Origin of the sequence: Leifsonia sp. PS1209, assembly GCF_012317045.1 — a bacterium.
GTDB lineage: Bacteria > Actinomycetota > Actinomycetes > Actinomycetales > Microbacteriaceae > Leifsonia.
In genome coordinates, this window is the sequence record NZ_CP051154.1 from 3,083,782 (window position 1) to 3,097,181 (window position 13,400).

Consider the following 13,400-nt stretch of genomic DNA (forward strand, 5'->3'; position numbering starts at 1 on the left):
ATTGACAATCACAGGGCGGAAACCACAGTACACCACTAGAAGAATCTAAAACTCCACCTTCCGGATTCGGCCCTACTTCGCCGTCTTGGGCGACTTCTCCGCTTTCAGTGCCGCGGCGTCGACATCCACGATGTCCGGCGCCTCCAACCGGATGCGGTCGGCCGATTCGTCGTCCGGCTGAAGCTGGCTCGCGCGTTCGGCGGCGACGCGTTCGAGGTATGTGCGCACCTCGCGCTCCTCGCGCGCCTTGTCCCAGCCGAGCACGCCGGCGAGCAGCCGCGCGGCGACGGGGGCGGCGGACACGCCGCGGTCCCACGCCTCGATCGAGATGCGGGTGCGCCGGGCGAGCACGTCCTCGAGGTGCAGCGCGCCCTCGTGCGACGCCGCGTAGACGACCTCCGCCCCGATGTAGTCGTCCGCGCCGGGCAGCGGGTTGCCGAGCTCCGGATCGTCGCGGACGAGGTCGAGGATGTCCTCGGCCATCGTGCCGTAGCGGTTGAGCAGGTGCTCGATGCGGGCGACGTGCAGGCCGCTGTCCGCCGCGATGCGCTTGCGCCTGTTCCAGGCCGCCTGGTATCCCTCCGCGCCGACGAGGGCGATGTCCATCGTCGCGCTCGCGGGGATCTTGCCATCGAGCGCATCCACGGCCGCGTCGATCGCGTCCTTCGCCATGATGCGGTACGTGGTCCACTTGCCGCCGGCGATCACGACCAGGCCGGGCACGGAGTGCGCGACGAGGTGCTCGCGGGACAGCTTGCTGGTCTGCTCCGACTCCCCGGCGAGCAGAGGCCGCAGCCCGGCGTACACGCCCTCCACGTCCTCGCGGGTCAACGGGATGCCGAGCACCGCGTTCACGTGAGCCAGCAGGTAGTCGATGTCCGCGGCCGTCGCGGCCGGGTGCGCCTTGTCGAGGTGCCAGTCGGTGTCCGTGGTGCCGATCAGCCAGTGCCTGCCCCACGGGATGACGAAGAGCACGCTCTTCTCCGTGCGCAGCAGCAGGCCCATCTTCGACTGGAACCTGTCGCGCGGCACCACCAGGTGGATGCCTTTGGAGGCCCGCACCTTGAACTGGCCGCGCTCCCCCACCATCGCCTGGGTGTCGTCCGTCCACACGCCGGTCGCGTTGACGACCTGCTTGGCCCGGATCTCGAACCGCTCCCCGGTCTCCAGGTCGTGCGCCTGCACGCCGACCACGCGCTCGCCCACCTTGATGAAGCCCTCGACGCGCACCCTGGTGGCCACGTGGGCCCCGTAGTGCGCTGCGGTGCGGGCGAGGTTCGCGACATAGCGCGCGTCGTCCACCTGCGCGTCGTAGTAGGTGATGCCGCCGACCAGCGCGTCGTTCGCCAGGCTCGGGATGGCGCGCTGCACCTGCCGCTTGGACAGGTGACGGTGGTGCGGAACGCCCGGCGGGCGGAGGCCGGTGTAGGAGAAGATGTCGTACAGCATCATGCCGGCGCCGACGTATGCGCGCTCGACCACCCGCTTCTTGAGGGGGTAGAGGAAGCGCACCGGCTTCACCAGGTGCGGGGCGATGCGCTGCAGCAGCAGGCCGCGTTCGATCAGCGCCTCGCGCACCAGCCGGAAGTCGAGCTGCTCCAGGTACCGGATGCCGCCGTGCACGAGCTTCGACGACCTGCTCGACGTGCCGGAGGCGAAGTCGCGCGCCTCGACGAGTCCGACGCTGAGGCCGCGGGTGACCGCATCCACCGCGCTGCCTGTGCCGACGATGCCGCCGCCGACCACGAGGATGTCGAGCTCGGTGTCTTTGAGCGCGGCGATCGCGTCAGCTCGCTCTGCGGGGCCGAGCCGTGACGGATACGTCACGGCGGGGTTGGACGCGGATCCTTGTGTGACCATCGTTCTCTCCCTAACTCGGCCGCCATCGGCCGACGTCTTATTGCGCTCGGTACGGCGCGACGACGACCTCGACGCGCTGGAACTCCTTCAAGTCCGAGTATCCCGTGGTTGCCATCGAGCGTCGAAGGGCTCCCACCAGATTCGCAGAGCCTTCGGCCACCGGGGCCGGGCCGTACAGGATCTCCTCGAGCGGGGCGACCTGCCCGACGGAGACGCGGTTGCCGCGCGGCAGCTGCGAGTGGTGCGCCTCTGCACCCCAGTGGTATCCGCCGCCAGGAGCGTCCGTCGCCCTGGCCAGCGTCGAGCCGAGCATGACGGCGTCCGCACCGCAGGCGATGGCCTTGACGATGTCGCCGGAGCTGCCGAGGCCGCCGTCGGCGATGACGTGCACGTAGCGTCCGCCCGACTCGTCCATGTAGTCGCGGCGAGCGCCGGCGACGTCGGCGACTGCCGTGGCCATCGGAGCGTGGATGCCCAGGGTCGAGCGGGTGGTGGATGCCGCGCCGCCGCCGAAGCCGACGAGCACGCCGGCAGCACCGGTGCGCATCAGGTGCAGAGCGGCCGTGTACGTGGCCGCGCCGCCGACGATGACGGGCACATCCAGTTCGTAGATGAACTTCTTGAGGTTGAGCGGCTCGACGCTCTTGGAGACGTGCTCGGCGGACACCGTGGTTCCGCGGATCACGAACAGGTCGACGCCGGCAGCAACGACGGTCTCGTAGAGCTCCTGCGTTCGCTGCGGGGAGAGCGCGCCGGCGACGGTGACGCCGCCCTCGCGGATCTCGGCCAGGCGTGCCGTGACGAGCTCCGGCTTGATCGGCTCCGCGTAGATCTCCTGCATCCTGGCCGTCGCCTTGTCGGCGGGGAGGCCGCGGATCTCGGCGAGCAGCGGCTCCGGGTCTTCATAGCGGGTCCAGACGCCTTCGAGGTCGAGGACGCCGAGACCGCCGAGCTGGCCCATCATGATCGCGGTGGTCGGAGAGACGACCGAGTCCATCGGCGCTGCGAGGAACGGGATGGAGAACTGGTACGCGTCGATGGACCACGACACCGACACATCTTCGGGGTCGCGGGTGCGCCGGCTCGGAACCACGGCGATGTCATCGAAGGCGTAAACGCGGCGAGCGCGCTTGGCGCGCCCGATCTCAATCTCCATACTCACTCGTTCAGTCTATGGCGGAGGGCTGGCAGAGTGGTCCCATGACGGTCGAAGCCTCCCCGCTCTCCCAGCTCAGGACCCGCACCAGCGAGAAGTGGCGCGCGTATCCGGACGACGTGCTCCCGCTGTTCGTCGCCGAGATGGACTACCCGCTCGCCGAGCCGGTCGCCGCTGCGCTGCACGACGCCATCTCCCGCTCCGACACCGGATACATCGGGCCGGACGACGCCGCGAAGCGCGCCCTCGCCGACTTCGCCTCCGCATCCTGGGGCTGGGAGGTGGAGCCGGAGCGCACGCTGACGACCACGGACGTGAGCGTCGTCATCGTCGAATCCCTGCGGCTGGCGATCCGGCCAGGCGACCGGGTGATCATCACGCCCCCGGTCTATCCGCCGTTCTTCGAGCTGGTGCCGGAGGCCGGCGGGGTGGTCGACGAGGTGCCGCTGCTGTTCTCCGATGCAGACGGCTGGTCGCTCGACCTGGACGGCATCGCGCGCGCGTTCGCCGCGGGCGCCCGTGCGTTCCTGCTCTGCAATCCGCACAACCCGCTCGGCCTGGTGCACTCCGCCGAGCAACTGGCGGAGGTGGCCGCGCTGGCCGCACGGTACGACGCCGTCGTGGTCAGCGACGAGGTGCACGCGCCGCTCACCCACCCGGACGCGACGTTCACCCCATTCCTCTCCGTCTCCGCGGAGGCCCGCCGCCACGGGATCGCCGCCCACGCCGCGAGCAAGGCCTGGAACCTCGCCGGGCTGAAGTGCGCGATCTTCGTGACGGCCGATGACAGGATGACCGACCGCATCCGGTCGCTGCCCATCGAAGTGGAGGTGCGCACCAGCCATCTCGGACGTATCGCCACCGAGGCCGCATACCGCGACGGCCGCGCCTGGTTGACGGATGCCCTGGCCGCCATCGGCAGCAATCGCGCGCGGCTCACGACGCTGCTGGCCGAGCACCTCCCGGATGCGCGCTACTGCGAACCGCACGCGAGCTATCTCGCCTGGGTGGATCTGCGCGCGCTCGGCTGGGGAGACGACCCAAGCGCGCGCATCCTGACCGAGGCGAAGGTGGCCCTGAACCCCGGCGCCGACTTCGGCCGGCAGGGCGCCGGGTTCGTACGGCTGAACTTCGCGTGCTCGCCCGCGGTGCTGGAGGAGGCGGTCACGCGCATCGCACGGATGCGCTCAGGCTGGATGCGCTGACCCGGGGTGCGCTGACCCCGGATGCGCTGACCCGTCAGCGCGCCCTCGCCACCCGCCCTTCGTCCCACACCGGCTCGCCCGTCTCGTACACCTCGCCGTCCGCGCCGAAGACGAGGAACCGGTCGAACCCGCGCGCGAACCAGCGGTCGTGGGTCACCGCGAGCACCGTTCCCTCGAAACCGGCCAGTCCGTCTTCGAGAGCCTCCGCCGACACCAGGTCGAGGTTGTCCGTCGGCTCGTCGAGGAGCAGCAGCGTCGCCCCGGACAGTTCGAGCAGCAGGATCTGCAGCCGCGCCTGCTGCCCACCGGACAGCGACTCGAAGTTCTGCTCGGCCGCGACGGCGAGGCCATAGCGGTCCAGCACCCTGCTGGCCGCCTCCCTCGGCATCCCGTCCCTGCGGTCGTCGCCGCGGTGCAGGATGTCGAGCAGCGTCCTGCCGACCAGCTCCGGATGCTCGTGGGCCTGCGCGAACAACCCGGGTGCAACGCGCGCCCCGAGCTTCACGACGCCGGTGTGCGGCACCGGAGTCCCCGCGACCTCCGCAGACGCCAGGTGACCGGCCGCCGGATCGGGATCGGTCCCTCCCGCGGCCAGCAGCCGCAGGAAGTGCGACTTGCCGGAGCCGTTGGAGCCGAGCACGGCGATGCGCTCGCCGAACCAGACCTCCGCGTCGAACCGGCGCATCAGCCCGGTCAGTTCCAGGCCGTGGCATTCGACGACGCGGCGTCCCGTGCGAGCGCCGGTCAGCCGCATCCGCACGTTCTGCTCGCGCGGCCTCGCCTCCGGCGGACCGGCTGCGAGGAACTTCGCGAGCCTGGTCTGAGCAGCCTGGTACGCGGAGGCGAGATCGCTGTTGTACTTCGCTTTCTCCTTGAAGCGCAGCACGAGCGCCTTGAGCTTCGCGTGCTCCTCGTCCCAGCGCCTGCGCAACTCGTCCAGGCGCTCCATGCGCTCCTCGCGGGCCGCGTGGTAGCCGCCGAAACCGCCGCCGTGCGTCCAGGTGGTGTTGCCTGCCGCGCCGAGCTCCAGGGTGACGATTCGATCGGCGGCGCTCGCGAGCAACTCCCTGTCGTGCGAGACGAGCAGCACCGTCTTGCGCGTGGCGCGCAGCTGCTCCTCCAGCCAGCGCTTGCCTGGCACATCCAGGTAGTTGTCCGGCTCGTCGAGCAGCAGCACCTGCTCCGGACCGCGCAGCAGCGCCTCCAGCACGACGCGCTTCTGCTCCCCGCCGGACAGACTGCGCACCGGCCGCAGCCTGGCGCGCTCGAACGGGATGCCGAGCGCCGCGACCGTGCAGTTGTCCCAGAGCACTTCCTGGTCGTATCCGCCCGCATCCGCGTACTCGGCGATGGCCGTGGCGTAGCGCAGCTGGGTGTCCGTCTCGTCGCGCTCGATGATCGCGTCCTCCGCGGCGATCAGCCGCTCGGCCGCCGCGCGCACAGCGGGAGGGGCCACCTGCACGAGGAGGTCGTGCACCGTCCGGTCATCGCGCACGTGGCCGACGAACTGGTCCATCACCCCGAGACCGCCGTCGATGACCACCGAACCGGAATCCGGTCGCAGCTCGCCCCGGATGATCCGCAGCAGCGTCGATTTCCCCGCGCCGTTCGCGCCGATCAGCGCCGAGACGCGTCCGTCACCCACTCGGAACGAGACGTCGTCGAGCAGCGGCCGGCCGTCGGCGAGGGTGTACGAGACGCCTGAGACGTCGATGTGGCCCATGACGGGACTCCTGAACTGGATGCGGACAAAGCCTTCCAGAATAGACGAAACCGCCGCCCACGGGGAGTGGACGGCGGTTTCGGTGGAGCAGGTGGCGTCAGCGCGTGTAGTTCGGCGACTCGACGACCATCTGGATGTCGTGCGGGTGCGACTCCTTGAGCCCGGCCGGCGTGATGCGCACGAACTTGCCGCGCTCCTTGAGCTCGGGGATGGTGCGGGCACCGACGTAGAACATCGACTGACGCAGGCCGCCGAGCAGCTGGTACGCCACGGCGGACAGCGGGCCGCGGTACGGGACCTGACCCTCGATGCCCTCGGCGATGAGCTGCTCGTCGCTCGGGACGTCCGCCTGGAAGTAGCGGTCGCGGGAGTACGAGGTCTTCTTGCCGCGGGTCTGCATCGCGCCGAGCGAGCCCATGCCGCGATAGTTCTTGAACTGCTTGCCGTTGACGAAGACCAGGTCGCCGGGCGACTCGGCGGTTCCGGCGAGCAGCGAGCCGAGCATGACGGTGTCCGCTCCGGCGACGAGCGCCTTCGCGATGTCTCCCGAGTACTGCAGGCCGCCGTCGGCGATCAGCGGCACACCGGCCGGACGCGCGGCGAGGGAGGACTCGTAGACGGCGGTCACCTGCGGAACGCCGACGCCGGCGACGACGCGGGTGGTGCAGATGGAGCCTGGCCCGACGCCGACCTTGATGGCGTCCGCGCCGGCGTCGATCAGTGCCTGGGCACCGGAGCGGGTGGCCGCCTGGCCGCCGATCACGTCGACGTGGGCGGCGCGCGGCTCGTGCTTGAGCCTGCTGATGATGTCGAGGACACCGCGGCTCTCGCCGTTCGCCGTGTCGACGACGATCACGTCGACTCCGGCGTCGATGAGGGTCATCGCGCGCTCCCAGCCGTCGCCGAAGAAGCCGATGGCCGCGCCGACGCGCAGGCGGCCCTCGTCGTCCTTGGTGGCGTTCGGGTACTTCTCGCTCTTGTCGAAGTCCTTGACGGTGATGAGACCGCGTAGGCGACCGTCGGCGTCGACCAGCGGGAGCTTCTCGATCTTGTGCTCGGCGAAGATGGCGACGGCGGAGTCCGGGTCGATGCCGACCGGCGCGGTGATCAGCGGCATGCGGGTCATCACGTCGCGCACGTACGTGCTGGTGCGCTCGAACGGCGACACGAAACGCATGTCGCGGTTGGTGATGATGCCGACGAGCTTGCCGTCCGCCTCGACCACGGGGAGGCCGCTCACGCGGAACTGGCCGCAGAGCGCATCCACTTCTTCGACAGTGGCGTCAGGAGTGGTGGTGACCGGGTTGGTGATCATGCCGGACTCCGACCGCTTGACCTTGTCGACGTGTGCCGCCTGGTCTTCGATCGAGAGGTTGCGGTGCAGGATGCCGATGCCGCCCTGGCGCGCCATGGCGACGGCCATGCGGGACTCGGTGACGGTGTCCATCGCGCTCGACAGGAGCGGGGCAGAGACCGAGATGCGCTTGGTGAGCCGCGAGGAGGTGTCGACCTCGCTCGGGATGACGTCCGTGTAGCCGGGAAGCAGCATCACGTCGTCGTAGGTCAAACCGATGAAACCGAACGGATCCGACTGATCCATTTCACCCCTTAGTCGTTGCGGAGTTGGAAGAAGTCCGCCGCCACCAGCGCCTGCGGATAATCAATCGTAACGGCAGAACCCTGGTGTTTTATTCCACGGTCGCGACGTCGAGTTCCGCGCCTTTCCGCCCGGAGCGGCTGGCGACGATCATGTCGACGCACAGGATGAGCAGCGCCAGCCAGACGATGGCGAACCCGAACCAGCGTTCGGGCGGCATGGCCTCGTGCAGCACCACCACGCCCACCAGGAACTGGATGAACGGCGCGAAGTACTGGATGAACCCCATGTAGACCAGCGGCAGCCTCCGTGACGCGGCGGCGAAGAACAGCAGAGGGACGGCCGTGATCACGCCCGCGCCCGCCATCGCGACCGTGTGCCAGACGCTCACGGTGCCGATGGTGATGCCGACCGTCGCGCCCACCACGACCAGCTGAACGATGGCGACCGGCATCAGCCACATGGTCTCCAGGGTCAACCCGGAGACCGCATCCACCGCCCCGCCGACGCGCTTCTTGATCAGGCCGTACAGCCCGAACGAGAACGCCAGGATGAGGGCGATCCACGGCATCGAGCCGTAGCCGATCGCCAGCACGACAACGGCGACGATGCTCACGCCGACCGCCACCCACTGCGCGATCCGCAGCTTCTCGCGCTGCACGAGAACACCGAGGAACACGGTGACGATCGGGTTGATGAAGTAGCCGAGCGCCGCCTCCACGACGTGCCCGCTGACCGTCGCGAGCACGTAGGTCTGCCAGTTCACGTAGATGAGGGCGCCGGCGACGCCCATCGTGAACACGACGCGCTTGTTCAGCAGCAGGCGGCCGAACACTCGCCAGCTGCGCGTGACGGTGAGCAGGATGGCGCAGAACACGAGAGAGAACAGCACCCGCCACGCCACGATCTCCCACGCGCTCGCCGGCACCAGCGACAGGAAGTAGATCGGCAGTATGCCCCAGAGCACGTACGCGGAGATGGCGTAGACGAGTCCGGACCGGCGGTGCTCGGACAGCGGCTTCTCCGTGACGGTCTGGTCGGGGGTGGTTTCGCTCTGGGACACGGAGCGATCCTACGCGGGGCAGCCGACGCCGGGACGCGAAAGGGCCCGGATGCGCGTGCGCATCCGGGCCCTCGAACAGCCGGTCGTCAGCGGACGACGACGGCCAGAACGTCGCGAGCGGAGAGGACGAGGTAGTCCTCGCCACCGAACTTGACCTCGGTTCCCCCGTACTTGGAGTAGATGACCTTGTCGCCGACGGCGACGTCGAGCGGAACGCGGTTGCCGTTGTCGTCGATGCGGCCGGGGCCGACGGCGACGACTTCACCCTCCTGCGGCTTCTCCTTGGCAGTGTCAGGAATGACCAGACCAGATGCAGTGGTCTGCTCAGCCTCGACCTGCTTGATGACGATGCGATCCTCGAGCGGCTTGATGGAGACCGACACGTTTGACCCTCTTTCCTACAAACACAGGCGTGAACAAAGACGTGAGTTAGCAAACTCATAGTGAGAGTGCTAATAGGAGTTTAGGGGGTGCGTTAGCAGTCACGCAACGTGAGTGCCAAGAGGGTAGCGTGAGGGGCATGGATCGGTCGGAACTCGTCGAGCTGCTCTCCACCGAGGGGCTGCGGCTGCTCGATTCCCTGCCGCCGTACCACTCCGAGCGGGATGTGCTCCGGATGGTCAGCGACCTGCGCAAAGCCGGGCACTCCCCCGGGCTCGTCGCCGCCGTCCTCACCCAGACGAAACTGCGGTCGAAGGCGAAAGCGAAGTTCGGCCCGTTCGCCGACAGGATGCTGTTCACCGAGGCCGGGCTGGAACAGGCGACGCGGCTGCCGGTCGCCGCACGCCACGCCGGCCGCTTCCAGGCCGCCGGCCTCGAGCGCGTGGCCGACCTCGGCTGCGGCATCGGCGGTGACGCACTCGCGATCTCCGCGCTCGACATCGACGTGCTCGCCGTCGACGCCGACGAAGTCACCGCGGCCATCGCCAGCTACAACCTCGCCCCGTTCCCCGGCACCACCGTGGAGCACAGGAGGGCGGAGGACGTGGACCTGCGCTCGTTCGACGGCGTCTTCCTCGACCCCGCCCGGCGCACGGCGGGGCACGGCCAGACCTCTCGCCTCACCGATCCGGACGAGTACTCGCCGTCCCTCGGCTTCGCCTTCGAGCTCGCGACGGGCCGGTCGCTCGGCGTGAAGCTCGGCCCCGGCCTCGACCGCGACCTCATCCCGTCGACGGCGGAGGCGCAGTGGGTCTCCGTCGACGGCCAGGTGGTCGAGATGGGCCTGTGGTTCGGCGTGCTCGCGCGCCCCGGCGTCGGCCGCGCAGCGCTCGTCATCCGCGGGGACGCTGCCGACGAGTTGACGGCGGCCTCCGACAGCGACGACGCAGAGACCGGCGCGCTCGGCGAATACCTCTACGAACCGGACGGCTCCGTCATCCGGGCCCGCCTGATCGGCGACCTCGCCCGGAGCATCGACGGCAGCATGCTCGCAGACGGCATCGCATACATCACGTCCGACACCAGGACCGAGACGCCGTTCGCCACCGGCTTCCGGGTGGTCGACACCCTCCCGTTCAACGAGCGCGACCTGAAGCGTGCGCTCCGGGAGCGCGGGATCGGCACCCTGGAGATCAAGAAGCGCGGGGTGGATGTGGACCCGGCCACCCTGCGCAAGCGCCTGTCCCTGAGCGGTCAGGCGTCGGCGACACTGCTGCTCACGCGGGTGGCGGGCAAGCACACGGCCCTGCTGGTGGAACGCATTCACTGACCACCGGCGGAGACGACGACGGCCGGGGCACGCTTTCGCGCATCCCGGCCGCCGGAGTCTCTGACGATCAGTACCCGTAGTTGTTGTACGAGGCGCTGAACGCGATCACCGCGATGATGATGATGATCCAGATGATCAGCGAGAAGAGCACGCTGACGAAACCGGTGATGATGCCGGTGAGCCAGAAGCCCTTGGCCGCCGGCTCCTTCCTCTTGCCGATGAAGCCGAGGATGATCGCGGCGACGCCGAACGGGAAACCGATGCCGTACACCCAGCCGAGGACGACACCGATGATGCCGCCGACCATCGACAGGATGCTCAGCGTCGGCGACTTGGCGGGCGCAGCGTACGGCTGCGCGTATCCGGGGGCGGGCTGGCCGTATGCCGGCTGGCCGTACGCCTGCTGCTGCCCGTACGGCTGCTGCTGTCCATACGGCTGCTGGCCGTACTGCTGCTGCTGACCGTACGGCTGCTGGGGCTGCTGGCCGTATGCCTGCTGCTGGCCGTACGGCTGGCCGGGCGCCGGCGGCTGCTGACCGTATCCGGCCGGGGGCACGGGCGGCGCAGGCGGCGCGGGAGGCACGGGCGCAGCGGGGGCGGCCTCGGGCGGAACAGGCGGGACGGCGCCGGTCTGTGCGTCGCCGGACGGTGCTTCACCGTTCTGCGCGTTGGGGTCCACCGGCTCCGCCGGCACGTTCGGATCGGTCATGAGACCCTTCTCCTTCAATCCTGAGAAATCGCTGTAACGCAGCCAATGCTGGCAGCGCGGGCACAGGGGTGTCAACGACGTTGCAGTCGGTTCCCCCTGCACACCACCATAGCCACCGGGATGCCCGACCGTGAGCGCTCGCACAGGATTGGGCACCCGGGTACCACGTCGCGCCGTACCGCGGCGCGACCGTCAGCCCGCGACCTGGATCTCCGTCACCGGCAGTGTCGAGTCCGCCGAGAATCCGAGGGTGCTCGGCTCGTGGCCCGCCATGATCAGCTGCGCGCCGAGCGCCGCGATCATTGCGCCGTTGTCCGTGCACAGCGACAAGTCCGGGATGCGCAGGGCGACCCCGGCTGCCGTCGCGCGTTCCTGCGCCACCTGACGCACCCGCGCGTTCGCGACGACCCCTCCGCCGAGCAGCAGCCGCGGCACGCCGTGGTCGGCGCAGGCGTCGAGCGCCTTCGTGATCAGCACATCCACGACGGCCTCGCGGAACGACGCAGCGACATCGGCGACGGGAACCGGCTCTCCGGCGTCCTGCTTCTGCTCGACCCAGCGGGCGACCGCCGTCTTGAGGCCGGAGAACGAGAAGTCGTAGCGGTGGTGCTCCAGGTCTTTCGGCTTGGTGAGGCCGCGCGGGAACCGGATCGCCTTCGGGTCGCCGTCGACGGCGACCCTGTCGATCTGCGGGCCGCCCGGATACGGCAGGCCGAGCACTCGTGCCACCTTGTCGAACGCCTCGCCGGCCGCGTCGTCGATGGTCTCGCCGAGCAGCTCGACATCGGAGACGAGGTCGCGCACCAGGAGCAGCGAGGTGTGGCCGCCGGAGACGAGCAGCGCGATGGTCGGCAGCTCGACGGGGTGGCCCTGGCCCCCGTGGGCGTCGAGCAGGTCGGCCCCGACGTGGCCGACCAGGTGGTTCACGGCGTACACCGGCTTGCCGAGCGACAGCGCGAGCGCCTTCGCCGCCCCGACGCCGACCATGAGCGCGCCGGAGAGGCCCGGCCCGCTGGTGACAGCGACGGCGTCGATGTCCGCCAGCTCGATGCCCGCGTCGGCGACCGCCGCGCGGAGCGTGGGGGTGAGCGCTTCGAGGTGGGCGCGCGCGGCGACCTCGGGCACGACGCCACCGTAGCGGGCGTGCTCGTCCATCGACGACGCGATGGTGTTGGCGAGCAGCCTGGTGCCGCGCACGATGCCGATGCCGGTCTCGTCGCAGGAGGTCTCGATGCCGAGAACGAGCGGGTCGCGCGTGTTCATGCTCGTGGTCATGCTGTGGTCGTCTCCGGGGTCGGGACGGCGAGACGCATGACGATCGCGTCGACGCCGTCCGGCTGGTAGTAGCGGGGCCGCACGCCGATCTCCTCGAAACCGAGCTCGCGGTACAGGCTCTGCGCTCCGGGGTTGTCCGCCCGCACCTCGAGGAACACCTCGCGTGCTCCACGCTTCCTCGCCTCACCGATCAGCGAGAGCATCAGCACCCTGCCGAGCCCGCGGCGCCGCGCGTGCGGTGCGACGGCGATGGTCTGGATGTCCCCCTCGCCGGCCCCCTGCGGTGCTAGCAGTCCCGCGTAGCCGTCGATGCGCTCCGGATGCTCCGGCTCGAACGCCACCAGGTAGTACCCGTTCGCGCTCGCCACCTCCGAGCGCATCGAGTGCTCCGACCAGGCGTCGGAGACGAACGTCGCGCGCTCCAGCTGCATGATCGCATCCACGTCGTCGTCTGTGGCACGCCGGAGCTGCCAGGCGGTCACGCGCTCACCCGCTTCGGACCGTTCGAGAGCGTCACGTCCGGAGAGCGGAGGTAAAGCGGCTCGTCGGCGTCGAACGGCAGCCCGTTCGCGAATCGCAGCTCGGCGATCATCCCGAGCGCTCCCGCGGAGACCGTGGAGGCGTCGAACCTCTCCATCCCCGCGTGCGGCAGGTCGTCCGGCTTGGTGAGCCCCGGCCCGTCGAGCCGGATCGGGAGACCGTGCTCGTCCGTGCCGGAGTACGCCGACCAGTAGAGCTCCCTGCGCCGGGCGTCGGTGACCACCAGCAGGTCGCCCGTCGCGCCCGCGCGGGAGCGCTCGAACGCGACGGCGTCGTGGCTGACCACCGGGACCAGGGGCTTGCCCGCTCCGAACGCGAACGCCTTCGCCGCGGCGATGCCGACCCGCAGACCGGTGAACGGCCCTGGTCCCATCCCGGCGACGACGCCGGACAGTGCGCTCACGGGCACTCCGGACTCCGCGAGGACCGCCTCGATCAGCTCCCCGATGACCTCGGCGTGACGCATCGTGTCCGCCTCGGTGCGCTCGGCGATGATCCAGCGGTCACGGTCGACCACGGCGACACTCGTTCCGGCGGAGGTGTCGATGGCGAGAAGCATGG

12 protein-coding genes are annotated in these 13,400 nt (G+C 69.6%); 2 read left to right on the forward strand and 10 right to left on the reverse strand.

Annotated features, from left to right (window positions below):
- Positions 1-72: 72 nt before the first annotated feature.
- Both HF024_RS14650 and HF024_RS14655 read right to left on the reverse strand, forming a co-directional pair.
- Positions 73-1,860 (reverse strand): glycerol-3-phosphate dehydrogenase/oxidase, encoded by a 1,788-nt coding sequence (locus HF024_RS14650; RefSeq protein WP_085370230.1) that lies wholly within the window; start codon positions 1,858-1,860, stop codon positions 73-75.
- A 37-nt stretch (positions 1,861-1,897) separates the two neighbouring features.
- Positions 1,898-3,016, reverse strand: a complete 1,119-nt coding sequence (locus tag HF024_RS14655; RefSeq protein WP_168690924.1) for a GuaB3 family IMP dehydrogenase-related protein — start codon at positions 3,014-3,016, stop codon at positions 1,898-1,900.
- A 44-nt stretch (positions 3,017-3,060) separates the two neighbouring features.
- Here HF024_RS14655 and HF024_RS14660 point away from each other — a divergent pair, with 44 nt between their 5' ends.
- Complete coding sequence (locus HF024_RS14660; RefSeq protein ID WP_168690033.1) at positions 3,061-4,221, forward strand: aminotransferase class I/II-fold pyridoxal phosphate-dependent enzyme; 1,161 nt, start codon at positions 3,061-3,063, stop codon at positions 4,219-4,221.
- Positions 4,222-4,255: 34 nt separating this feature from the next.
- On the opposite strand, the gene HF024_RS14665 is transcribed toward HF024_RS14660, so the two are convergent.
- The 4 genes from HF024_RS14665 to groES form a co-directional block, all read right to left on the reverse strand.
- Positions 4,256-5,944, reverse strand: coding sequence for an ATP-binding cassette domain-containing protein (locus HF024_RS14665; RefSeq protein WP_168690034.1), 1,689 nt, complete (start codon positions 5,942-5,944; stop codon positions 4,256-4,258).
- A 97-nt stretch (positions 5,945-6,041) separates the two neighbouring features.
- Positions 6,042-7,544, reverse strand: coding sequence for an IMP dehydrogenase (gene guaB, locus HF024_RS14670; protein WP_168690035.1), 1,503 nt, complete (start codon positions 7,542-7,544; stop codon positions 6,042-6,044).
- Between the two features lie 88 nt (positions 7,545-7,632).
- The gene (gene rarD / locus HF024_RS14675; protein ID WP_168690925.1) at positions 7,633-8,556 is read right to left on the reverse strand and encodes an EamA family transporter RarD; all 924 of its coding nucleotides are present in this window, start codon (positions 8,554-8,556) and stop codon (positions 7,633-7,635) included.
- Between the two features lie 134 nt (positions 8,557-8,690).
- Complete coding sequence (groES, locus tag HF024_RS14680; protein ID WP_055894868.1) at positions 8,691-8,987, reverse strand: co-chaperone GroES; 297 nt, start codon at positions 8,985-8,987, stop codon at positions 8,691-8,693.
- 137 nt (positions 8,988-9,124) lie between these two features.
- Here groES and HF024_RS14685 point away from each other — a divergent pair, with 137 nt between their 5' ends.
- Positions 9,125-10,315 carry a class I SAM-dependent methyltransferase gene (locus tag HF024_RS14685; RefSeq protein ID WP_168690036.1) on the forward strand — a complete coding sequence of 397 codons (1,191 nt, stop codon included), beginning with the start codon at positions 9,125-9,127 and terminating at the stop codon, positions 10,313-10,315.
- 67 nt (positions 10,316-10,382) lie between these two features.
- On the opposite strand, the gene HF024_RS14690 is transcribed toward HF024_RS14685, so the two are convergent.
- The 4 genes from HF024_RS14690 to tsaB form a co-directional block, all read right to left on the reverse strand.
- Positions 10,383-11,024 (reverse strand): DUF4190 domain-containing protein, encoded by a 642-nt coding sequence (locus HF024_RS14690; RefSeq protein ID WP_168690037.1) that lies wholly within the window; start codon positions 11,022-11,024, stop codon positions 10,383-10,385.
- Positions 11,025-11,216: 192 nt separating this feature from the next.
- On the reverse strand, positions 11,217-12,299 hold the full coding sequence (gene tsaD / locus HF024_RS14695; protein ID WP_168690038.1) for a tRNA (adenosine(37)-N6)-threonylcarbamoyltransferase complex transferase subunit TsaD: 1,083 nt from the start codon (positions 12,297-12,299) through the stop codon (positions 11,217-11,219).
- Positions 12,296-12,730, reverse strand: coding sequence for a ribosomal protein S18-alanine N-acetyltransferase (gene rimI / locus HF024_RS14700; protein WP_085370254.1), 435 nt, complete (start codon positions 12,728-12,730; stop codon positions 12,296-12,298). Before rimI ends, tsaD begins: the two co-directional genes overlap by 4 nt.
- A 47-nt stretch (positions 12,731-12,777) precedes the next feature.
- Entirely contained in the window at positions 12,778-13,398 is a 621-nt protein-coding gene (tsaB, locus tag HF024_RS14705) for a tRNA (adenosine(37)-N6)-threonylcarbamoyltransferase complex dimerization subunit type 1 TsaB (protein ID WP_085370238.1), read from the reverse strand.
- Positions 13,399-13,400 lie beyond the last annotated feature (2 nt).